At 68.3% G+C, this 21,257-nt stretch carries 20 protein-coding genes; 10 read left to right on the plus strand and 10 right to left on the minus strand.

The window, feature by feature from the left end; translation table 11 throughout:
• Window positions 1–15: 15 nt before the first annotated feature.
• On the minus strand, window positions 16–567 hold the full coding sequence (locus VNF92_09465) for a DsrE family protein (protein ID HVA58105.1): 552 nt from the start codon (window positions 565–567) through the stop codon (window positions 16–18).
• Between the two features lie 396 nt (window positions 568–963).
• Here VNF92_09465 and VNF92_09470 point away from each other — a divergent pair, with 396 nt between their 5' ends.
• From VNF92_09470 to VNF92_09480, 3 genes are all read left to right on the plus strand, one after another.
• The gene (locus tag VNF92_09470; protein HVA58106.1) at window positions 964–1,836 is read left to right on the plus strand and encodes an aldo/keto reductase; all 873 of its coding nucleotides are present in this window, start codon (window positions 964–966) and stop codon (window positions 1,834–1,836) included.
• Window positions 1,837–1,878: 42 nt separating this feature from the next.
• Complete coding sequence (locus VNF92_09475) at window positions 1,879–2,967, plus strand: DUF5924 family protein (protein ID HVA58107.1); 1,089 nt, start codon at window positions 1,879–1,881, stop codon at window positions 2,965–2,967.
• A gap of 121 nt (window positions 2,968–3,088) precedes the next feature.
• Window positions 3,089–3,760 (plus strand): methyltransferase domain-containing protein, encoded by a 672-nt coding sequence (locus VNF92_09480; protein HVA58108.1) that lies wholly within the window; start codon window positions 3,089–3,091, stop codon window positions 3,758–3,760.
• A gap of 6 nt (window positions 3,761–3,766) precedes the next feature.
• Here VNF92_09480 and VNF92_09485 read toward each other — a convergent pair whose 3' ends face one another.
• From VNF92_09485 to VNF92_09495, 3 genes are all read right to left on the minus strand, one after another.
• Entirely contained in the window at window positions 3,767–4,291 is a 525-nt protein-coding gene (locus VNF92_09485) for a hypothetical protein (protein HVA58109.1), read from the minus strand.
• Between the two features lie 234 nt (window positions 4,292–4,525).
• The gene (locus VNF92_09490) at window positions 4,526–4,711 is read right to left on the minus strand and encodes a hypothetical protein (GenBank protein HVA58110.1); all 186 of its coding nucleotides are present in this window, start codon (window positions 4,709–4,711) and stop codon (window positions 4,526–4,528) included.
• Window positions 4,712–5,026: 315 nt separating this feature from the next.
• Window positions 5,027–8,326, minus strand: a complete 3,300-nt coding sequence (locus VNF92_09495; GenBank protein HVA58111.1) for a hypothetical protein — start codon at window positions 8,324–8,326, stop codon at window positions 5,027–5,029.
• Between the two features lie 291 nt (window positions 8,327–8,617).
• Here VNF92_09495 and VNF92_09500 point away from each other — a divergent pair, with 291 nt between their 5' ends.
• From VNF92_09500 to VNF92_09510, 3 genes are all read left to right on the plus strand, one after another.
• Complete coding sequence (locus tag VNF92_09500) at window positions 8,618–9,808, plus strand: ATP-dependent 6-phosphofructokinase (GenBank protein HVA58112.1); 1,191 nt, start codon at window positions 8,618–8,620, stop codon at window positions 9,806–9,808.
• Window positions 9,809–10,273: 465 nt separating this feature from the next.
• Complete coding sequence (locus tag VNF92_09505) at window positions 10,274–10,486, plus strand: cold shock domain-containing protein (GenBank protein HVA58113.1); 213 nt, start codon at window positions 10,274–10,276, stop codon at window positions 10,484–10,486.
• Between the two features lie 226 nt (window positions 10,487–10,712).
• A complete protein-coding gene (locus tag VNF92_09510) occupies window positions 10,713–11,099 on the plus strand; it encodes a DoxX family protein (GenBank protein ID HVA58114.1) in 387 nt (128 codons plus the stop codon).
• 39 nt (window positions 11,100–11,138) lie between these two features.
• Here the strand turns inward: VNF92_09510 and VNF92_09515 are convergent, their stop codons facing one another.
• From VNF92_09515 to VNF92_09530, 4 genes are read right to left on the minus strand one after another with little or no spacing between them, the layout of a single operon-like run.
• Window positions 11,139–12,446 carry an MFS transporter gene (locus VNF92_09515; GenBank protein ID HVA58115.1) on the minus strand — a complete coding sequence of 436 codons (1,308 nt, stop codon included), beginning with the start codon at window positions 12,444–12,446 and terminating at the stop codon, window positions 11,139–11,141.
• Between the two features lie 38 nt (window positions 12,447–12,484).
• The gene (locus VNF92_09520; protein ID HVA58116.1) at window positions 12,485–14,170 is read right to left on the minus strand and encodes a hypothetical protein; all 1,686 of its coding nucleotides are present in this window, start codon (window positions 14,168–14,170) and stop codon (window positions 12,485–12,487) included.
• 58 nt (window positions 14,171–14,228) lie between these two features.
• Entirely contained in the window at window positions 14,229–15,509 is a 1,281-nt protein-coding gene (locus VNF92_09525; protein HVA58117.1) for a hypothetical protein, read from the minus strand.
• 39 nt (window positions 15,510–15,548) lie between these two features.
• Entirely contained in the window at window positions 15,549–16,052 is a 504-nt protein-coding gene (locus tag VNF92_09530) for a PIN domain-containing protein (GenBank protein ID HVA58118.1), read from the minus strand.
• Between the two features lie 62 nt (window positions 16,053–16,114).
• On the opposite strand from VNF92_09530, the gene VNF92_09535 reads away from it, so the two are divergent.
• Together VNF92_09535 and VNF92_09540 are read left to right on the plus strand one after the other, a co-directional pair.
• Window positions 16,115–16,852 carry a dienelactone hydrolase family protein gene (locus VNF92_09535; GenBank protein HVA58119.1) on the plus strand — a complete coding sequence of 246 codons (738 nt, stop codon included), beginning with the start codon at window positions 16,115–16,117 and terminating at the stop codon, window positions 16,850–16,852.
• A 223-nt stretch (window positions 16,853–17,075) separates the two neighbouring features.
• Window positions 17,076–17,360, plus strand: coding sequence for a hypothetical protein (locus tag VNF92_09540; GenBank protein ID HVA58120.1), 285 nt, complete (start codon window positions 17,076–17,078; stop codon window positions 17,358–17,360).
• A gap of 332 nt (window positions 17,361–17,692) precedes the next feature.
• On the opposite strand, the gene VNF92_09545 is transcribed toward VNF92_09540, so the two are convergent.
• A complete protein-coding gene (locus VNF92_09545) occupies window positions 17,693–19,159 on the minus strand; it encodes an Ig-like domain-containing protein (protein ID HVA58121.1) in 1,467 nt (488 codons plus the stop codon).
• Between the two features lie 138 nt (window positions 19,160–19,297).
• Here VNF92_09545 and VNF92_09550 point away from each other — a divergent pair, with 138 nt between their 5' ends.
• Both VNF92_09550 and VNF92_09555 read left to right on the plus strand, forming a co-directional pair.
• The gene (locus VNF92_09550) at window positions 19,298–19,633 is read left to right on the plus strand and encodes a metalloregulator ArsR/SmtB family transcription factor (GenBank protein ID HVA58122.1); all 336 of its coding nucleotides are present in this window, start codon (window positions 19,298–19,300) and stop codon (window positions 19,631–19,633) included.
• Entirely contained in the window at window positions 19,630–20,061 is a 432-nt protein-coding gene (locus VNF92_09555) for an SRPBCC domain-containing protein (protein HVA58123.1), read from the plus strand. Before VNF92_09550 ends, VNF92_09555 begins: the two co-directional genes overlap by 4 nt.
• A gap of 74 nt (window positions 20,062–20,135) precedes the next feature.
• Here VNF92_09555 and VNF92_09560 read toward each other — a convergent pair.
• The coding region (locus tag VNF92_09560) for a HAMP domain-containing sensor histidine kinase (protein ID HVA58124.1) at window positions 20,136–21,257 on the minus strand (1,122 nt) is incomplete at its 5' end.

Raw genomic sequence — 21,257 nt, forward strand, 5'->3', positions numbered from 1 at the left:
CCGTCGCCGCCCGGTTCACATGCTGACCAGCGCGTACCCCTCATTCTGCAGGATCACCAGCGTCGAGAGCGCCGACAAGGCCACCGAGACGTCAGGGTTCAGATCGGCCGGCGTGAATTGGAACTCACCGAGCGCGTTGCCGCATACCTTGACGTCCACGCCGGCCTTCTTCAGCGCTTCGATTATGGCGAGGTTCGGATTGGCGTGCCCGTACTTGGCCTGGAATTCGTCGGCCCCGAGCACGATGGGCGTGGCCGGCCCATGGACGATCACGACGAACTTCAGGTGACTGAGCGAGGTGCCGACGGCGGCGAATGCATTGACCGTGCGGGCGACCTTCTCGAGCCCCGGGTTCACCTGGTCCTCCTTGGCGGGCTGCGTGAGATCGAACACCGCCTTGTACGTGGTGTTGGCGTCGGGCCTCACACCGGCCTGCGGCCACACGTGGACCGGGCCGTAGTCCTTGATCGCGGGGTACGTCCAGAAGCCGGCCGGCTGCTGGGCGGCAGCCGTGGACGCCACGGCCACCATGGCGACGAGAGCGAGAGCGAAAGCGCGGACGTGCATCACGGTCCTCCGAGGAGACGATTCGCGAGCGTCAGATACCCAACTATCTGCGCATGTAGGCAACTAATGCAAGAACCTACGCATCCGGTTCCCGGCCGCAATCGGCGAATCTGTAACGAAATCCCGGCCCGGCACGCGCAGGTCGAGCCACTCCTCCGAGAGTCGGGTGTACGGCCACTGCTGAGCCGGCGCGGCGCGGTCGTTGTGCGGGGAGGTGGTCGTCGGTGCCACCTCCGGAGGGCGGGAGACGTGCGGCGGTCCATCCATTGTGCTCTATATCGCCCAGTTCAGCAGCTCCTGGTGTTCGACGGCCGGCCTCGTCCGGGGCGCTTCGGTTACACTTCAAATCGTACACACGACACCCCTTACACGCCGCATACCGAAGAGGGAGCAGGCATGCCCGTACAGACTGAACAGCCGTCCGCCGCCGCGGCGGGACAGTTCGCGATCGGCGGCGACATGACCGTCAACCGCCTCGGGTTCGGCGCCATGCGCGTCACGGGCCCGGGGATCTGGGGCAATCCGGCAGACCCGGCCGCGGCGCGCGAGACGCTGAGACTCTTGCCCGAACTCGGCGTGGACTTCATCGACACCGCCGACGCCTACGGCCCGTCCGTAAGCGAGGACCTCATCCGCGAGACGCTGCACCCTTACGCGGGGCTCGTGATCGCCACCAAGGGCGGGCTCACGCGTACGGGGCCTGATAAGTGGCCGCCTTCGGGCCGGCCCGAATACCTGCGGCAGTGCGTCGTGATGAGCGCCCGGCGGCTGGGCGTGGAGCGCATCGACCTCTGGCAGCTGCATCGCATCGACCGCAAGGTGCCGCGCGACGAGCAGTTCGGGGTGATCGCCGACATGCAGAAGGAAGGGCTCATCCGGCACGCCGGGCTGAGCGAGGTGACCGTGGAGGAGATCGAGGCGGCGCGGAAGTTCTTCACGGTCGCGACCGTGCAGAACGAGTACAACGTTGCCACGCGCAAGAGCGAAGCGGTGCTCGAGTATTGCAGCAAGCACCAGATCGGCTTCATACCCTGGTTCCCACTGGCGGGCGGCAAGCTGGCGAAACCGGGGTCGGCGCTGGACAAGATTGCCAACCGGCTGGGCGCCACCGCCGGCCAGGTGGCACTCGCCTGGACGCTGCGGCGGTCCAAGGTGATGCTGCCCATTCCGGGCACCGGCAATCCCGAGCATTTGCGAGAAAACGTCGGAGCCGCCCGCGTGAAGCTGTCCGATGACGACTTCGCCCGCCTCGACCGCGGCGGGCGGTAGCCGGGCGAAACCGGAGACCCACCCCATTCCCGACTCCAGGCGATGACGACCGATCCCAGCGCCGAACTGGAGCGCTCCGACCCAGCGAAGTCGCCACGGCGGATGGCGGCCCTGCACGATTTCTGGGTGAGGCGCCGCCGCCTGTTCTGGATGCTGCATTCCGCGTGGGCGCTGCTCACGGGGACCGCCGTCGTGATCATCGCGCGCGAGCGGTATCACCTGGTGCTCTGGGTGGTGCTGTTCCTTGTTTTCACGTGGTTGTCCACGCTGTTCTTCGGGCGCGGCGCCGGCGCCGAACCGGCATGGCTGCCCGGCGTGGACCGGCGCCGGGCGCCTCCCACCATGGCGCACGAGGTCACGTCGTACTTCACGCGCGTCATGTATCAGGAGACGTTGTTCTTCCTCCTGCCGTTCTACACGTACTCCACGGTGCTCGACTCGCCCGACGTGCTTTTCCTGGGATTGCTGGGCGGGCTGGCGGCGTTCTCGTGCATCGATCTGGTGTTCGATCGCTGGCTGCGCACGCGGCCGATTTTCGGCCTCACGTTCTTTGCCGTGGTGGCGTTCGCGGCGCTCAATCTGCTCCTGCCGCTCGTGTTCGGCCTCCGTCTGCGTTTCGCGACGCCGGCGGCCTCCCTGCTTGCGCTTGCCGCGGCCGTCCCGCTCGCCCACCGGACCATTGCCACGCCGGGCGGCCGCCTGCGGCTCGCGCTCGCGGCTGTGGCGTTCGTGGCGCTGCCCGTGGGCTTTCCCGGGCTCGTGCCACCGGTACCGCTGCGGCTGCAGCGCGCGACGTTCAGCTCGAGCATCGACCAACGGACACTTGCCCTCGGCAGCGCGCTGAGTTCTCCGGTCTCTTCGGCGGTCGTCGGGCCCGTTCTGGTGGTGGTCGTGGAGGTGTTTGCGCCGTCGGCCCTCCCGGCGCAGGTGGTGCTCGACTGGACGCGCGACGGCATCAGCCTTCATCAATCGCGCGACATCGAGATCGTAGCGCGCCGGTCCGGCTTCCGCGTGTGGGACAGCTGGCGCTCGCCCACCGGCAACATCCCGCCGGGTAAGTACGAGGTGGTGCTGCGCACCCAGGGCAACCGTGTGTTTGGTGTCGCCAAGCTGACAGTGGTGGGCCCATAGATGACGTCCAGGACCCGTCGATCGTCCCGGGGCTGGTGCAACCGCAGTTTCGCGGTATGATTGGCCAGGCCACCGACGGACCGCTTGCGTTCGCCCCGGGTATATCTCAGTGGACGACCCGATGGGCTTCCCGCCCCGCAAGGAGTGCGTACTGATTCACCACATCAAGAGCATCCGCACCTCGGGCACCATCATGCCCAGTTCACGGTACCTGGTGAATCGGCTGGTGTCGGGGATCGACTTCGCGCGCGCCACCGACATCGTGGAATTCGGGATCGGAACGGGGTGCGTGACGCGGGAACTCCTCCGCCGCATGCGCCCTGACGCGCGACTGATATCGCTGGAGATCAACCCGGCGTTCGTCGAGGTGGGCCGCCGGATCGGCGACTCGCGTCTCACCGTGCGGCACTCGTGCGCGAGCGCGCTGCCCGCGGTGCTCGCGGAGGAAGGGATCGACCGGGTGGACGCCGTGGTGTCGAGCCTGCCTCTGAAGATCATGGACCAGGACGTCGTGGATCGCATTCTCGACGTGAGTCGGGAGTGCCTGCGCCCCGACGGGCGCTTCGTGCAGTACCAGTACAGTCTGAGCCACTACAAGAAGCTGGCCGCCCGGTACGCCACTGTGGGCGTGCGATTCACGGCGCGGAATACGCCGCCGGCATTCGTGTACGAATGCACCGGCACGTACGGGCGCGCGCCCCAGCGCGTGCGGCTGCGGCCGTCGGTGGCGGCTGTCTACGCGGGCGCGCTGGCCGCGGCGGGCATGATGATCCGCGCCGTGCAGGGCAATTGACGCCGGTCAGTGGCTCTGGAAGGCCGTCCCCACGAACCCGCCCGACTTGTACGCGTAGACCATGGACGAGTCGGGGTAGTTGACCACCTCGAACGATCCCGGGTGGCCCGCGGTCGGTTTGGAGACATACACGCCCACCGCATCGGCGTCGTACACCGGGTAGCGAGCCACCTCGACCGCCCAGGGCTTCTTGCCGTTCATGATGGCGATCACGTGGAGCGCCGAGTCGCCGGGCACGGCGCCTTCGACCGCCACGTCCTGCGTGCCGTCGCCGTCGAAGTCGCCGATCGTGGCGAACATCGCCTGCAGGCCGCCGCCAGAGAGGGCCGCGGCCTGGCTCACGTCGGAACGGAAGGAATCGGTGCGCACGGACTTGAACCCCGGGGCCACCGCGTCGAGCGCCTGCTGCATGCCCGCCGGCAGTTGCAGCACGAACCCCACCGTGGCGAACTGGAGCTGAGGGTCGGGCGGCTTGGACGAGCAGGCGGCGAGCGCAAGCACGAGCGCGGACAAACGCAGGGCGGACTTCATCGAGCCTCCGGGAGTGGCGAGTGGAATGTCGGGGTCCCGGGGGGCGGGCGGCAAACGGTTCCAATCCGGCGACTGCTGGCGGCGGCTCCGTGTAACAAACGTCTAGGTCACGCGGGCTTCCATTCGATTGGCCCTCGACCGAACGCTGCCGACCCCTTGATCGTCAAACGCGTGACCATCAAGGGGCAGGCCGGCGCCGAGCGCTGCCGAGGATCGGCCGCGCGTCGCGCTCCGCTAGGTCCAATGGCCGTCGACGTAGTACCAGCCGCGGTCCCCGTGCTCCCACTGTCCCTTCGTCCAATCCCGCTTGCCGCGCTCGGGCCGCTGCCAACTGCCGTCATGCCACGCGTAATCGTTGCCGTTCGCGGCCCAATGCCCGCCCACCCACACGTCTTGGTTGTCCGGCCGCTGGGGAATCATTTCGGAGCGGTCCGGCGGTGGCTGGCGCGATACGAACGATACGGAGACCAGCTCCCCGCCGTGGCGCATCCCTGGGTACGCGCACGCACTCACGGTGGCCAGCAAGGTCAGCCCGACCAATACGCGAGCAGTAGTTGAAGTATGCACTCTCATTCTCCAGCGTGGTCGCGTCTTGGCGCGACGCCTGTACGACATCTTGAGCTTCTGCTGAAGAAGTAGCGTCCCGTGTTCAGCCCCACCATCGCACGAATGGGGTAGGGCCGGCCCGTGCGCCGAACCGCGCGGGCCGGCCATCGTCGTGACCGGAGCGTGGGGCTACGGCTGCACCGCCTCCCCACCCGCCAACCCCGCGAGCCCCCGCGCGGCCATCGCCTTGTTGAACGCCGCGAAGGCGCCGGTCAGAAAGTCGTTGAACCCCTGCAACGCCGCGTGATATTCGGGATCGAGCATGGTCATCTGGTCCCGCTGCGCCTGGGTCGGCGCCTGGTCGCTGCCCTCGGCGATGGCCTCCAACGCCGACAGGTGCTCGCGGATGCGGTCCGGCACGCGAACCGTCGATTCGATCGCCTGTGGATTGCTGGTGATGTTCGCCTCCACCGCGTTCATCGCGTCGTCGAGCGTCCGAACCGCGGCGTCCACCGGTTCCGCGTTGGGCGTGCCCTTCACGGCGCCGTCCAGCGCCGCGGCCTGCGCCCGCATGCCGTCCAACCGGTTCAGCACCACGTCGAGCTGCGAGAGGTCGTGCATCAGCGAACCCGTGAAGGCGTATTGCGCCTGGAGGTCGGCCTGCGCCACGTGCGAGCGCGGATCGTTCACGACCTCGAACTTCTGCGATTCCGTATGGCCGCCCACCGTGAGCGTTGCCGTGTACGTGCCGGGAGGCAGCGGGGCGCCGGCCTGGGGGCCCTTGTTGAACTCCTTGGCGCCGTTCCAGCGCACCGGTCCCGTGGCGCGGAGATCCCAATAGATGCGGTGCATCCCGGCTTCCGTCGGCACCCAGGGCGCTCCGCTCGGCTTGGCCACGGTGTCGGCTCTGGGCTGTTCCGGCGTGCTCACGCCGGTCGGCATGCTCTCATCCGGCGCCGTCGCGCCGGGCCCCAGCTCGCGCGTGCCTTCCATGGTCCTCACCACATGCCCGGCCGCGTCGGCGATGACCAGCTTACCGGGCGCCTTCGCGGAATCGCCCAGGTAGTACGTGATCATCGCGCCGTACGCCGGGTTCTGACCATAGAACGCGCCATCGCCCATCGGCTCCACCTCGGACCACGGCCAGAATCGATGGGCCGTCCGGATGGGGAAGAGATGCAGCGGCGCCCGGCCGATCTCGGGCGTGAACTGCTCCAGCGGCGTCATATCGTCGAACACCCACACCGACCGGCCGTGCGTAGCGAGGATCAGGTCGTTCTCTTCGGGCTGGATGTCCATATCGTAGATCGAGACGTTCGGCAGCCCCAGCCCCATCAGATACCAGTGCGCGCCGCCGTCCCAACTCGCGTACAGGCCGTTCTCGAGTCCGGCGTAGTACATGCGCGGGTTCTTCGGGTCCTGCATCGCGGAACGCGCGTACACATCGGCCGGCAGGTTCCCCACGATCGAGCGCCACGTCTGGCCGTAATCGCTCGTTGCATAGACGTACGGCTTGAAGTCGCCGCTGAAGTGCCGGTCCACGGCGATCACCGCCTGGCCGGCATTCGTGGCCGATACCTTGATCGACTCCACGCGCCCCCACGCCGGCAGGGCCGGGACGTGGCTCGTGACGTTCGTCCAGTGCGCGCCACCGTCGCGTGTCACCTGCACCAGGCCGTCGTCGGTGCCCACCCAGAGCACGTTGGAATCGCTCGGCGCCGGCGTGACGATGAGAATGGCGTCGTACGCCTCGGCGCCCGAGTTGTCCTTCATCACGTCCCCGCCCGACGAGCCCTGCTTGCTCTTGTCGTTCATCGTCAGATCGGGACTGATCGGCTTCCAGGTGCGGCCATGGTCGCCGCTGCGGAACACCACGTTGGCGCCGGCGTAGAGCACGCTGGGGTTCTGCGGCGACACCGCGAAGCCCGACTCCCAATCCCAGCGATACTTCAGCTTGTCCACGCCCCCGCCCGAGAAATCCACCGGGTATGGTTCGATGTCGTGGACCTGCTGCGTGTTCCGGTCGAAGATCATCAGGAAGCCGTTCTGGGTGCTGTTGTAGATCAGGCGGTTGTCGTCGGGCGCCGGCACCGCGTAGATGCCGTCGCCGCCGTTGGTCGTGAACCAGTGGCGGTCGAGGATGCCGGTGGGGTCCTGGTTCCACCCCGGCCCGCACCACGCGCTGTTGTCCTGCAGGCCGCCGCACACCAGGTACGGGAACTCATCGTCGGCCGCCACGTGGTAGAACTGGCCGATCGCCAGGTTGTGCACGAACGCCCAGTGCGCGCCGTCATCCCGTGACAGGATGACGCCGCCGTCGTTGCCCTCGATGATCCGTCCCGAGCCCGAGGGATCGATCCAGATGGCGTGGTTGTCCACGTGATTCCGCTCGGCGATGGGCGTGAACGTCGCGCCGCCGTCGTGCGAGTCCATCAGGAACATCGACAGCGTGAACACGTGCTCGGGGTTCCTGGGGTCCACCGCGACGTGCGAGAAGTAGAAGGCGCGGACGTCCGCTTCCTGGTCCTTGCTCACCATCGTCCAGTTGGCGCCGGCGTCGTCCGAGCGCCACACCACGCCCTCGGTGGAGCCGATCACCGCGTACACCCGGTTGTGCTCGCTCGGCGCCACCGCCAGTCCGATCCTGCTCACCGGCGTCTCCGGCAGCCCGTGTCCGCTGAGCCGGGTCCAGCTGGAGCCCCCGTCGATGGACTTGTAGATCGCGTCCTCGGGACCGCCGTCGGCATAGCTCCAGGGCGTGCGACGAAACTTATATGTGGACGTATATATCACTTCGGGGTTCACCGGATCCATGGCGAGGTCGGCGGCGCCCACGTCCGGGGCGACGTACAGCACCTTCTGCCACGTGTGGCCGCCGTCGGTGGTGCGGAAGACGCCGCGCTCCGGGTTGTCCTGCCAGGGGCTGCCCATGGCCGCTACGAGCACCGTGTTCGGATCGTTGGGATCGATCACGATGCGCGCGATCTGCAGCGTGGCGCTCAGTCCCATGTTCGTCCAGTGCACGCCCCCGTCCGTGGATTTGTAGATGCCGTCGCCGTAGGAGACGTTGTTGCGGACGTTCGCCTCACCGGTTCCGGCCCAGACCACCTCGGGGTTCACCGGGTCCACCGCCAGCGCGCCGATGGACAGCACCGGCTGGTGTTGGAACTCGGCCGTCCACGTGATGCCGCCGTTGGTGGTGCGAAAAACCCCGCCGTCGGCCGTGCCCACGTAGTAGGTGTCGTTCTGGCCCGGCACGCCCGCCACCGCCGCCACCCGGCCGCCGCTGACCGCCGGCCCGATCTGCCGGAAGGAGATGCTCCGCGCGATCTTCATCGGAAGCAGCGTGCGTCCGTTCTGATCCGCCTGCTGCGGCGCCGCCGGGCGCGGCGTGATGATCTGTTGCGCGACGAGCGCGGCGGGCGTCGCGAGCGCGGCGAGCAGGGCCGCGGCGCTGAACGGGCGAACGGTGTGGATCATGGATCGCATGGGAGTGAAGTCCTGGCGTGGCGGATTGGCGCGACGGCCGTGAAGATCGCGCAATGATGTGCCCCGGGACGGGGGCCCCACATATAGTCGGCGCTGCCTGCTCCACGCCAGACCCGCGGATGGTGCCGGGTGGTCACCGGAGGCGGAACGACGCGGGTGCCCGTGGCGGCGCGGGGCCGCGCGCCGTTGCCCACGGGGGTTTTGGCTACGTATGTTCCGCCAATGGCGCGTCGCCATTCATCACGGGACGTCGCGGGCACCAAGCGCGCTCGACGGACGGGAGCATAATACATGGCGGGCAGGCAGCGCACGATCGCGATTCTCACGGGGGGAGGGGACGTGCCGGGTCTAAATCCGGCCATCCGCGCGATCACCATTCGCGCGCTGCGCGACGGCTGCCGCGTACTCGGCATTCGACGCGGGTGGGCCGGGCTCGTGGACTACGTGCCCGACGCCAAGGCCGACAACAGCGATCACGTTCAGGTGCTGTCGGAGGCCATCGTCAACCGCGCCGGCCGCACGGGCGGCACCTTTCTCCACACCGCGCGCGCGCGGCCGAGCCACCTGCCCCGCGAACGCGTGCCTGAGCACCTGAGCGGGTACGATGCGCCCATCAACGACGTGACCAAGGACGTGCTCTCGCACCTCGAGCACCTCGGCGTGGACGTGCTGATCCCCATCGGCGGCGACGACACCCTGAGCTACGCCAAGCGGCTGCACGACGAGGGTGTGAACATCGTCGCCATTCCGAAGACGATGGACAACGACGTGTACGGCACCGACTACTGCATCGGCTTCAGCACGTGCGTGACGCGCACCATCGAACTGACGCACCGGCTGCGCACGTCGGCCGGATCGCACGAGCGGTTTCTGGTCATCGAGGTGTTCGGGCGATACGCCGGCTTCACGGCGCTGCTGCCCACGATGGCCGGCGCGGCGGATCGCTGCGTGATTCCCGAGCACCCGGTGGACATCGAGCGGCTGGCGGAGCTGCTGACGGCCGACCGCAATCGGAATCCGAGCCGGTACGCCGTAGTGCTGGTGTCGGAGGGCGCGCGCCTGTCGACGCACGACACCATGACGTTCGAGAGCGAGGACGCCGATATGTTCGGGCACCGCAAGCTCGGCGGGATCGGGGAGCAGGTGGCGGCGGCGCTCAAGGCATCATCGCCCAAATACAATAAGGGTCAACCCATCGACATCGTGAACCAGCGACTCGGCTACCTCGTGCGGTCCGGCGACCCCGACGGGCTGGATTCGATCGTGCCGATGGCGTTCGGCAACCTGGCCATCGATCTGATCATGAAGCGGCAGTACGGACGCCTGGTGAGCATCCACCGCGGGTTCTACGACAGCGTGCCCATGGCGAACGTGACGTCGGAAAAGAAGGTCGTGAACGTCGCGAAATACTACGACACCGACCGGCTGCGGCCCATCTACAACTTCGATCACGCACCCCTGTTCATCGTGACCAGCGATTGACGCAGCCCGGTCGGTCCTTACCGAAGGCTTTCAACCGGGACAGCGCGCGATCCGACTGCTGCAAGATGCCATCGAGGCACCGCCGGACGTCGTCGAGCGGCGCCGCGGAGCGGGTGGGAGCGTGGCCAGGGCGATGGACGAAGCGATCGGAACGGCGGGACGCCGCGCCATCGCCCTGCACAACCGCGTGCCCCCCTGGCGAGCCCCGGCCATCCCTGAAACGGTCGCCCGGCAGTGCCAATTGTGCCCGGGCGGGTTTCCCATTATCCTTAGACAGGTAGGAACGGCGCCAACCGGCGTCGGACATCCCCGGGGTTGAATAGGGCCCGCAAATTTACGGGTCCTTTTCTCTTTGGGGGGCTCCCATCGGGAGGCCGTCGTGACGGCGTGATTCACGAACACACAGGTACGTCGGCCAGTACGGCAACACCGGACTCCGACACACCACATATCAGGAGTTCGACAATGCGTACGACCGGCACAGTGAAGTGGTTCAACGATGCGAAGGGTTTCGGTTTCATCACGCCCGCTGACGGCCAGAAGGATTGCTTCGTGCACCATTCGGCCATTCAGGGCGGCGGCTTCAAGTCGTTGGCCGAAGGCGAGAAGGTCGAGTTCGACATCGTGCAGGGCCAGAAGGGCCCGGCCGCTGAGAACGTGACCAAGCTCGGCAACTAAGCCGTTTCGCGGCCGCTTCGGCGGCCTGATCCACGCCCCGCGCGACCGTCAAGGTTGCGCGGGGCGTGGTGCGTTCGGGCCCCGCGTCGCCGCGGAAATTTCATGTTTTGTGAAATCTTAAGCCGGCGGCGGCCTGCGCGGCCGGCCTGGCGGGTGGCGTGGCGAGCGAAGACCCACGCATACTTCGCGAGTTACAGTCGACGGTCCCTGCTCCCGGGAGGTCCGTATGCAGTACCTGTTTCTCGGCGGTCGCGTACTGTACGGTGGGTTCTTCCTGATGGCGGGAGTCAATCACTTTCGTCGCGCCGGCACGATGGCGCCGTATACAGGATCCAAAGGGGTACCCGCGCCGCGCCTCGCGGTGCTCGTCTCCGGGTTGGTCATCGTCCTCGGCGGCCTGAGCGTGATCCTGGGGTTCCACCCCGCGTGGGGCGTCCTGTTGCTCACCGTCTTTCTGGTGCCGACGACGTTGCTCATGCACAACTACTGGGCGGCCACCGATGGCGCGGCGCGCCAGGCGGACCTGACCCACTTCATGAAGAACACGGCGCTGCTCGGCGCAGCCTGGATGCTGCTGTTCATCCCGCAGCCGTGGGCGCTCAGCATCCGGTGAAACCACCGGCGTAGAGGCACGGCCGCGCGGCGCATCGTGTCAGCCAGCGGCGGGTTCGAGGCCACCGAAGAAGCGCTGGTACACCACGAGGTAGCCGAACTGGAACATCGCCGCCACCACGAACGGCGCTGTGAGCCAGCCGTAGTGGAGCATCACGCCAGCGACGGCCGGACCGATCGCGCGCGGCACCTGGATGGACACGTTGTTGACCGTGGCCGCAAGGCCCTGGCGATGCTGGCGCGTGAGTCCCATGGTCAGCGCTTGGCGCACGCCCAATGTTCCCTGGTTGAACGCCGCGCGCACCGCCCAGATTCCCGCCGCCACACCGAACACCGGCATGAGGGGAGTGAGGAGCATCAGCACCAGACCCACGGCGCGCATGACCACTACCGTGCGCACCACGCCGAACCGGGGGACGATGCGCTCGGCGATCTGCGCGCCCAGCGCGGCCATCACGAAGCTCGCTGCCAACGCGGGGCCGATGGTGGCCGGGCCGTGGCCGAAGCGGCGCAGGAACCAATACGCCATGAGCGGCGCCACGAGTCCGATGCCGATTCCGTTGAGCGAGTTGGCGAGCGCCAGGCGCACGAGCAGCCGGTTCTCTCCGCGCCGGGTGACCGAGGGCGCGCGCGCCGTGTCGGGCGCCGACGACGAGCGGGTGGCCCGCGCCTGATGATCCCCGGCGGCGGCAGGCCTGGCCGGTTTCATATCGGGCGCTTTCCAGATCAGCACGAACCCGATCGCCGATCCGAGCAGCGGAAGTGCGAACAGCGGGCGGTACGCCATGGCCCCCGGGAGCGTGCCGCCCCACGCGGCCGGCAGCGCGGCGAGCAAGGCGCCGATCGCCATGCCGGTGAATCCCAGCGTGGAGTTCCGGTTGTACACGCGCGGCCGTTGCGACGGCGGCAGGCCCTGCGCCAGCCACGCTTGTTCGAGCGGACCGAATGGGCCGGCCGCGCCGTTGGCGCCGCGTCCGAAGCCTCCGAGCACGGCCCCGAGCGTGAGAATCCAGGTGCGGCTGCTGAGCAGCGCCAGCACGGCGGCGACCATGGTGACGCCCTCGTACGCGAGCAGAAACTGCTTGCGCCCCAACCGGTCGCTGGCGGGACCGATGAGCAGCGTGAGCGCTACGCCGAACAGGAGCGCGGCGGATAGTACCGCGCCGATGGCGGCGGCGCTCCAGCCCAGGGTGTGCAGGTACAGCGTGAAGCCGACCACCAGCGCGCCCTGCCCCACGCTGCGCGCGGCGCGGGCACCCAAGACGAACTTGACAGCGGCGGGCCACGGATCGGCTGCGGGGAGCCCGCCGGGCGGAGAGTTCGGAGTGCGCGCAGACGTGCTGGCCATACGCCAAACCTAACGGCGGGCGCGCGCACGGAACGGGATCACGGCGCGCCGTCGCCGCCGTAGCCCCAGTGGTATGTCCGTTCGCGGTCCATCAACCTCCAATGCGCCGGCCAGGTGGTGCGTTGCCAGTCCAGCGGCTCGCCCAGCGGCTGGGGCACCGCGGCCCGCGCCAGCGCCGTGCGCACCGCGGTTTTCTGCTCGGCGCCCAGGGCGTCGGGCGCCAGCGACACGAAGCACGTCGTGCCGCTGCGCGAGACGAGGTCGAGCCACTCGGCAGCCAGGTTCCACGGCTCCTTGGCGGTGATCGCCGCGCAGTCCGGATCCGCGACGTAGAACGCTCCACTCTGCGCGCCGCGAAAGGCGAGCGAGTTGACGCCCATCCTGCGCGTGCGGGCCCATTCGGTACCGCTCGTGTCGTCGCCGATGCGGCACATCTCGAACGCGCCCGCCGAGAGGTGGCTCACCGTGTTGCAGCCAATGACCAGCGAGTCGGCGGCCGAGTGGCGGATGGTGGCGTAGAGTTCGTTGATGACTTCGGCCGTGGTGCGCCTGGGGCCTTCGGCAAACGTCCAGCCGTCGTTCGTAAGCGCGGAGCCCATCTGCGAGCCCCAGCGTCCGAAGATGTCCCAGGTGGAGTAGTCGTGCTTGATGAGGTCGAACCCCCAGTCGTGCAGCCGCGCGATGTCGGCGGCGATCTTCTCGAGGGATCCGGCCACTGTAGGATCGAGCACGCCGCGTTCGCGCGGCAGGCGCCAACCGTCGGGGGCGTTGGCGGGCGCCTGGAGCGGACGGATCCAGACGCCAGGTCGTGCGCCGATGCGGCGGACGTCGGCTAGGAGCGCCGGGATGTCGGGGAATTTCTCATTGCCGCGGTCCCAGGTGCCGGCGCCGGTGTTGCTGGCGCCGCGTCCGGGCTGCCAGCCGTCGTCGATCACGACGAAGGGGCGGTTGCCGAGTGTGGGGGAGAGGTCGACGACGTGCTCGGCGTCGGCACGCATCGTGGCGGCGCTGTTGTTGCCGTAGGCGTAGTACCAGTCGTTGTGGCCGTACACCGGCGCCAGCGGCAGGAGGGGGGCGGCGCACATCTGGCGGCAGAAGGCGTGCTGGGCGGCAAACGGCGTTTCATCTTCCCGCCCAGGTCGGCATACTATAGCACATATAGCGAGCACGCGGTCGCCGAGCCGGACCGGGCTGCCGCCGCTCCGCACGTCGGCCCAGAGCGTGATGCCCTCGGGGTCCATCTGCCAGAAGCAGAAGGCGTTGGCGCCCGTGCACACGCCGTAGGCGTCGGCGCGCCGGCCGTTCCACGCGATCACGTACCAGGGCATCACGCGGTCGGGCACGAAGCCGCGCCATTCGAGGTCGCCGTAGGCGCGTTCCCAGGCGTCGCCCAGGATGAGTTGGGTGTCGGAGAGATCGGCGTTCCATCGGAGGGCCAGGCGCGAGACCGCGAGCGCGGGTGCCGAGAGTACCGCGCGGGTCGCGCCGGGCACCGCGGTCAGCGTGACGGAGACCCCTGCGCCGTCCCACCGGCCGCTGCCGCCCGGCGCCGGGCGGAGCTGCTGCACGCCGGAAGCGGTATGGGCGGTGACCGCGTCGGGCGGACGCATGAGATCGAGAAAGCCGGCCGGGGGTTCGGCCGTCGGCGCGACGACGGGGATGCGCAGCGACGAGGCGAGCAGTGCGGCCGCGCTGCGTTGGACGAATTCTCGGCGGGTGGTCATGCGGAGCAATATGCGGGTGAGGGGAAGACTCGCGCGATCAGCCTCGTCCACCCCACAGTCACCGCGGTCCGAACAGCGTGCCGTGCACGAATGCGTCCTTGATGAACCCCTGCGGCCACTGGCGCCCGTTGAGACTCACCCCTACAGCGCCCGTGCGCTCGTCGCGGAAGTTGCGGTCGAGCGACAACGCGCCCGTGCGCGGGTTCACGTTCACGATGAGCACGTACCCCTGGTCGGAGCCGGTGAGCACGATGCGATTGGCCGACGCGTCGGTGGCCAGCCAGTGCGGCATGGCGAAGCCGCGGTCGAGCGTGAGGCGCGAGACCTCCACCGGCTTGTCGGGGTTGCTGATGTCGAGCGCGATGAGGCCGGGCAACACCGCGGCCGGCTCGATCCAGTAGTGGCCGACGATGACGGGCACGGCGCACCCAGTCATCGGGGACGCGCCGCCGGGAAAGGCATGGACGAAGGTCGCCCGCGGGTGGGAGGTGGTGACGTCCGTGATGTGGTACAGGCCGCAGTTGAAAGTGTTCACGTAGTACGACCCGTCGCCCAGGATCACCGGCTCGGCGGGGTACTCGTTCTGGTTGCCCTCGGGCGGCTTGGGGAGCTGGATCGTTCGGAGCAGTTGGAGTCTGGAGAGGCTCCACAGTTGTATCTGGTCGGTGACCACGCTGTCCACGCGGCCCCACGACCAGGAGCCCGGAGGCGCCGTGAGCCACTTGGGGAGCTCCATCGTGGTGCTGGTGCTGATCACCCGATCCTGCGCCGGGTCCACCGCCAGGCTGTACGGCCAGGCGTGCGTGGTGTCCATGCCCGGGCCCACCGCGCTCGCGCTGCGGATGTAGTGGCCGCGCTCGTCCAGCTCCACCAGTCCGCCGGGGGGCTTGTAGGCCGTTCCGTGACTCTGGAAGGTGGCGAGCAGATGGCCGTCGGGGAGCCGCTTGAACGTATGAGGGAACGAGTATCCACCCACCGAGCCGAACTTCGTGGCCACCTTCGGGTGAAGGGGATCGCGCAGGTCGAAGAGGAAGGTCGTGCCCGCCGCCCACCCGTTGGCGAGCAGCATCCGGTCGGCGGGGAACACGTACTCCGTGTGGTGCGGCATCGTGGCCGTCATGCCCACCGCCACCGACGCGACCACGTGGCCGTAGGTCTTGGACGCCGGGTCGGCGTCGAGCACGGCGAGGAAGTCGCTCACCTTGCGGTCGCCGTCGCCGGTCCAGACGAAGAGATATTTGGACGGGTGCGACTGCGCGGCGGCGGGCCGCGCGACCAACGCGGCGAGCGCGCAGGCGGCGAGGGCGACGGTCAGACGAGGGAAGCAGAACGGGCGCATGGGCAGTGTCTCCGGTGGTGGAGGAATTGTGCGGATGAACTAACCGTTGCGCAACCGATCGATCGGCCGCCGCGGGCTGACGATCGGGATCGCGACCTTGCCCTCAGCGATGCTGAAATCCCGCGCGTTCCCCGTGACGATCGCGTCCGCCCCGCCCGCTACGGCAACCTCGATGAATTCGCGGTCGCTCGGGTCGGACAGGGTGAGCGGCAGCGGAGGCGCCACCACCGGTTCGCCGAGTCGTACGATGGGGAGGAACCACCCGAAATTCTCGGGGTCGAAGCGGAATCGAGGCCGGGCCAGCACCTCGGCGTACTCCTCCATGATCCGGTCGTCGTAGAGCAGCGTGAGCTCGCCGGCGAACACGCTCTCGAGCACGCGCCCGGTCGGGGTGACGGCGGCGAGCAGGCCCGACACGACGACGAGAGTGAGTGGCTCGCCGTTCGACAGGCGCTCCCACACGCGACCCGGCGTGTTGGGCCGCTCGCGGTATGTGAGGCGCGCACGGACTGCCGATGGCGCGGCGCAGGGGGGTGTTCGCATACTTCATCAGAGCGATCCACAGCTGTAGGCACGCAGCGCACATCAATAGGGAAGCACGCCACATGATCGAAGCCACCGTTCACCTGAAGACGCCCGACGGCGTGATGCCCACGCGCACTTTTTACCCGGGCGGGGGCAAACGATACCCCGCCGTGATCCTGTTCATGGACGGCGTGGGGATCCGGCCCACGCTCATCGAGATGGCCCGGCGCATTGCGTCGAACGGGTACTATGTGGCTCTGCCCGATCTGTTCTACCGGTCGGGACCGCAGGCCCCGTTCGACGGCGCGACCGTGTTCAGCGATCCCGCCGAACGCGCGCGACTGATGGGCCTCATCAAGGAGGTCACGCCCGCGCGCGCGATGTCCGACACGCGCGTGATCCTGGAGTTTCTGGAGCGCGACCCCGCCGCCGACGCCGGGAAGGTGGGCACCGTGGGCTACTGCATGGGAGGCGGGGCGGCACTCAGCGCCGCCGGCCAGTTCCCCGATCGGGTGCGTGCCGCGGCGTCGTACCACGGCGGGCGCCTGGCCACCGACGCACCCGACAGTCCCCATTTGCTCGCGTCGGCAGCCCGCGGGCGCGTGTACGTGGGATATGCCGAGAATGACAACAGCTTTCCCGAGGATCAGCGGCAGCGGCTGGAGGCCGCGCTCACCGCGGGGGGTGTACGGCATTCGATGGAGTTGTACCACGCGGCGCACGGGTTCAGCATGCCCGATCTGCCGGTGTACGACGAGGCCGCGGCGGAGAGGCACTGGCGGACGATGCTGGGGGTATTCAGGGAGGCGCTGGGATAGGGGCTCGGGTGGAGTACGCCGCTCGAGATCCCGGTTCGTCCCCCAGGTCAGCCATCGAGACACTCAGGAATGCGCCGCACGGGCACGAGAAGACGATTACGCCGGGCACACGGCGGGGCAATCTCGCATCGGACCATCACCCGTTTGGGCGATATGCGCGCCATGGGAGCGGGCGTACCTTTTCAGGGAGGCGCACTGTAGAGACGGCCACCCGGAGATTCGCATGTCCAAGCACCCCAAGACGCGCAATAGGGACCGCACCCGCAGGGGCGGCGCAGGCATTACGCGCCCCGACGCACCAGAACTCGAGGGCGGCACGCCCCTGCCCGAGGAATTGACGGGTCGTGCGAGCGGCACGGCCGAGGAATTGGGAACGCTGTTCGGCAGCGATGCCGCCGATCATTTCGCCGATGGGTTCCGCGGCGGGAGCAACGACGACCCCGGATCGGACATTCCGAGGGACGACAGTACGAGGCCGGATGCGGAAGAGGATGTGACGGCGGTGTGACGCCTCGTGTCCGGCTCATTCCTGCCGCAATCGCTCGAGCCGTACGCGAACGCGCGGGACCACTCGGCGAGGATGTTTGCCCGCCCCGTGTCTCCTCACATCTTCGATGCTGCGGGACGACCAGACGAACCCTTCACGCGGAGCTTCCCCGCGCTCAGATCCTCGCGCGTGAGCCGGGCCGCGTTGGCGGCCGCCGGCGTTGCCGGCGCGCAGATCGCGGAATACGTGAACGCTCAAACCCAAGCAAGCGGCCGGCGGCGCTCGGGACCGCCGATCGGTTGTCGACGACCGGGGTGCAGGTGACGTTCTAGGCGAGGCCGACGGCCGGGCAGTTACCGGATCACATAAACGGCGTTCGCCTCGCTGGCCACGGCCAGTGTCGTTCCCGCGCTGTCGAAGGCCACGCGCCGGAGCGTGCCCGACGCGGTGTACTGGGCCACGAGCCGCCGCAGCACGCGGTCGAACACCAGGACCTTCCCGTCGGACGGCTCGCTGACCGCGATGTAGTACCCGTGGGGGCTCACCTGCAGGCCGAAGGCCGAGTTGAGCGCGATCTGCGACGTGACGGCGCCCGACGCGACGTTCACCACGTCGAGCGCCCCCTCGTCCACGGCGACGTAGAGCTCGGTGCCGTCGGGGGAGATGCCGATGTCCTGCAGCGTGCCCGGCACCGAGAGGGAGCGAAGCACCGTAGTGGTCTTCGTGTCAATGTCGGCTATGGTCCCCGCCGACGTGGTGGTGACGTAGAGGTGCGCGCCATCGGGGGAGAGCACCATCCCGTTGGCCGCGGCCGAGCCGACGCCGATCGTGGCCAGGGTGGCGCCGGACCCCGGATCGAGGACGAGCACCGTGCCCGCGTTGGTGCACGCGTAGAGTCGAGTCCCGTCGGGCGAGAGGCGGATGCGGTAGGGCGATACGGCTAACGCGAAGGTCTTCGTCACCGTTCCGTCGGCGACGTCGATGACCGAGATGCTGCTGCCGTTCACGTTGGCCGACCAGGCCGTAGTGCCCGTGGCGTTGAAGATCACCTCGCCGGGGTCGGTGCCCACGGGCACCGATCCGTTTGCGGCGAGGCCCGGGAGCGTGACGCGGGCGAGGGCGGCGCTATCCTGCTCCGTGACGTAGAGGACGTTGTTGGGAGAGACCGTGACGCCGAACGGCCGGCCGGGGATGGTAACCGGCGGCTGGAGCGTTCCCGAGAACGGGTGGTACACCACCACGGGGACGGTGTCGCGCACGGATCCGGCCGCGGCGACCAGATGCGCCACCCCCGATCCGTGTCCCGTGATGACTCCCCTGGCGTTGACCGTGAACACCGTGGGGTCGGTTGAGGTGTAGGCCACCAACGCGTTGGCAAGAACGTTGCCGGCGCTGTCGCGGACCGTGGCGGTGACGCCGGCCGTGACGCCCGCGGCGAGGTCCACGCTGTCGCGGTCGAGCTGGAGGCTGGCCGGTGTGGGCGGCGCAATGACCGTGACCGTGGCCGACGCCTGTTCGGATCCGCTCTGCGCCATGATGGTGGCCGTGCCCGGGGCGACGGCGGTGACCAGCCCGCCTGCGGTCGTGGTGGCGACTGCCGGGTTGCCGGACGAGAACGTGATGGCGGCGCCGGTGAGCTGAGCGCCCGACGCCGAGAGCGCGACCCCGGTGAACTGCTCGGTGGCGCCCACGAGGAGGCTGGCGCTGGCCGGCGAGATCTGGATCGAAGTGACGCCGAGGGCCGTGCCGTCCACGGTCGCGCCGCCGCTGCAACCGGCGGTGGCGGTGAGAACGGCGAGTGCGACGATCCATCGTTGCATGCGTACCTCCCGGCTATCGGTGATTTCGAATGCAATTTTGGCGTTGGTCGCGGGAGGCGCAAGCGGGCAGCCGTGACCGGGCTCACCACACGTTCGGGCCCCTTGCCATTCATTACACCATAGGGTATAATGTTTGCCATGGATCAACTGACCAACGTCCTCACGGCCATTTCTCACCCTTCCCGGCGGGCGATCATCGGGCAGCTCTCCCATGGCCCTGCCCGGTTCCTCGACGTGGCCGATCAGTTCGACACCGCGCTCAACTCGGTGACCAAGCACCTGAAGTTGTTGGAGCGGGCCGGGCTGATCGAGCGCGAGAAGCGAGGGCGCGAGGTCATCATCTCACTTCGCGCTGAGCCACTCAGGGAGGTCGCGGGATGGGTGCACGAGTACGAGCGGTTCTGGAACGAGCATCTCGATCAGTTCGAGCAACACTTCAAACGCAAGAAGGCGAAAAAGGAGAAGCGGACATGAGCGACGCGAAGAAGACCCTGGAGATCAAGATCGAGCGCACCATCCCCGCCCCGCCGAGCGAGGTGTACGACGCATGGCTCAATCCCGAGGTGCCGGGCACGCCCTGGCACGAGTCCACCAAGCTGATTCTCAACCCGGCGGTGGACGGGATGTTCTACTGGCGTTTCAAGGAGACGCCGCATTTCGGCCGGTTCACCGAGTTGAAGCGGGGAGCGCGCATTCAGCATACATGGATGTCCCCGAACACCATGGGCGTGGAGTCCACGGTCACCGTGACGTTCCAGAAGAAGGGGGACGACACCCTGATGACGCTTGTGCATTCCGGCCTTCCGGACAACGACAAGGCGAGGGGGCACGAGGGCGGCTGGAACTACTTCATGGGGAACTTCACGAGCCAGTTCGAGGGAGCGGCGGGGAAGAAAGCGTAACGGCGAATCCGGCCGCCGCGCCGGCAATGCGGCGGCGGACAGCGGCCCCTCACCCTTTCCGTGGGCCGACGAGACTACGCGTCCGCCCTCGTGGGCAGCTCGACGACGAACACGCTGCCATGGGGCTCCCCGCCTTCCACGCGGATGGAGCCCCCGTGCGCTTTGACGGCAAGCGCGCAGAACGCCAGCCCCAGCCCCGCCGAGTGCGCGCCGCGGTCCGAGGCGATGCCGGACGCCGAATAGCGTTCGAACAGGCGGGCGCGCACGTCCACCGGTATGCCCGGCCCCTCGTCGCGCACCGCCACCTGCACGTGCTCATCGCTGGAGGATACGTCAATCCGTAAACCCGTGTCGGGAGGCGTGTGCTTGATCGCGTTGCCGAGCAGGTTCTCGATCACTCGGCGGATGATCTGCGGGTCGCAGTCACACACGGCCGGCCGGGGCGCGCGGACCTCCACTTGCCGGGTGGGACTCAGGACGCGGAGGCCGGCGACGACGTCCCGGGCCAGCGCCGCCACGTCCGTCGTTGCACGACGCACGGGCATGGATCCCGCCTCCATGCGGTGCACGTCCAGGAAGTTGTTGGCCAGTTCGTTCAATCTGATCGCGTTTCCGTTGGCGGCGTCCACGTGCTCGGCCATCTCCGAACCGGGGGGCGCGTCATCGCGGAGCAGCGCGAGGCTGGCGCCGATGACGGTGAGCGGCGAGCGCATGTCGTGCACGAACATCTGGATCAGGTCGTCCGTGGCCGATCGCCTGGCCTGCTTGAGGAGCAGCGTGAGGGCCACCAGCGTGCCGGCCAACCCCAAGACGATCACCAGCAGGTACACCGCGATCAATCGCGGTCCGTTGATCGGAGCGGCGAATGCCGTGGGCGCGCCGACCGCCAACGCGATGGCGCACAGCAGGCACACCGCGGCGGTGACCACGCTCCCGCGCGTGCCGAGGAGACCGCCCGCCATGAGCACGAACAGCAGGTAGAACACGTCCACCGGCGAGTGCACACCGCCGGTGATCCACGCGCGCTGAGTGAGCACCGCGGTGAGGCCGAGCACCAGGAGCCAACTCGCGAGGTTGGTACGGCCGCTCCGGTTGAGGGCATGGATCACGAGCGTCAGCGCAGCAACGGCCAGGATCGACACCGCGCGCCGGCTGATGGTCTCGGGCATCAGGGCCGTGGCGACGCCGAACAGGGT

The sequence above is a fragment of the Gemmatimonadaceae bacterium genome (genome assembly GCA_035533015.1).
In the GTDB taxonomy this organism is placed as follows: domain Bacteria; phylum Gemmatimonadota; class Gemmatimonadetes; order Gemmatimonadales; family Gemmatimonadaceae; genus JAGWRI01.

Coding starts and splice junctions, on each gene's coding strand:
- VNF92_09465 (HVA58105.1), bottom strand. CDS start 567: ATGCACGTCCGCGCTTTCGCTCTCGCTCTCGTCGCCATGGTGGCCGTG.
- VNF92_09470 (HVA58106.1), top strand. CDS start 964: ATGCCCGTACAGACTGAACAGCCGTCCGCCGCCGCGGCGGGACAGTTC.
- VNF92_09475 (HVA58107.1), top strand. CDS start 1,879: ATGACGACCGATCCCAGCGCCGAACTGGAGCGCTCCGACCCAGCGAAG.
- VNF92_09480 (HVA58108.1), top strand. CDS start 3,089: ATGGGCTTCCCGCCCCGCAAGGAGTGCGTACTGATTCACCACATCAAG.
- VNF92_09485 (HVA58109.1), bottom strand. CDS start 4,291: ATGAAGTCCGCCCTGCGTTTGTCCGCGCTCGTGCTTGCGCTCGCCGCC.
- VNF92_09490 (HVA58110.1), bottom strand. CDS start 4,711: ATGATTCCCCAGCGGCCGGACAACCAAGACGTGTGGGTGGGCGGGCAT.
- VNF92_09495 (HVA58111.1), bottom strand. CDS start 8,326: ATGCGATCCATGATCCACACCGTTCGCCCGTTCAGCGCCGCGGCCCTG.
- VNF92_09500 (HVA58112.1), top strand. CDS start 8,618: ATGGCGGGCAGGCAGCGCACGATCGCGATTCTCACGGGGGGAGGGGAC.
- VNF92_09505 (HVA58113.1), top strand. CDS start 10,274: ATGCGTACGACCGGCACAGTGAAGTGGTTCAACGATGCGAAGGGTTTC.
- VNF92_09510 (HVA58114.1), top strand. CDS start 10,713: ATGCAGTACCTGTTTCTCGGCGGTCGCGTACTGTACGGTGGGTTCTTC.
- VNF92_09515 (HVA58115.1), bottom strand. CDS start 12,446: ATGGCCAGCACGTCTGCGCGCACTCCGAACTCTCCGCCCGGCGGGCTC.
- VNF92_09520 (HVA58116.1), bottom strand. CDS start 14,170: ATGACCACCCGCCGAGAATTCGTCCAACGCAGCGCGGCCGCACTGCTC.
- VNF92_09525 (HVA58117.1), bottom strand. CDS start 15,509: ATGCGCCCGTTCTGCTTCCCTCGTCTGACCGTCGCCCTCGCCGCCTGC.
- VNF92_09530 (HVA58118.1), bottom strand. CDS start 16,052: ATGCGAACACCCCCCTGCGCCGCGCCATCGGCAGTCCGTGCGCGCCTC.
- VNF92_09535 (HVA58119.1), top strand. CDS start 16,115: ATGATCGAAGCCACCGTTCACCTGAAGACGCCCGACGGCGTGATGCCC.
- VNF92_09540 (HVA58120.1), top strand. CDS start 17,076: ATGTCCAAGCACCCCAAGACGCGCAATAGGGACCGCACCCGCAGGGGC.
- VNF92_09545 (HVA58121.1), bottom strand. CDS start 19,159: ATGCAACGATGGATCGTCGCACTCGCCGTTCTCACCGCCACCGCCGGT.
- VNF92_09550 (HVA58122.1), top strand. CDS start 19,298: ATGGATCAACTGACCAACGTCCTCACGGCCATTTCTCACCCTTCCCGG.
- VNF92_09555 (HVA58123.1), top strand. CDS start 19,630: ATGAGCGACGCGAAGAAGACCCTGGAGATCAAGATCGAGCGCACCATC.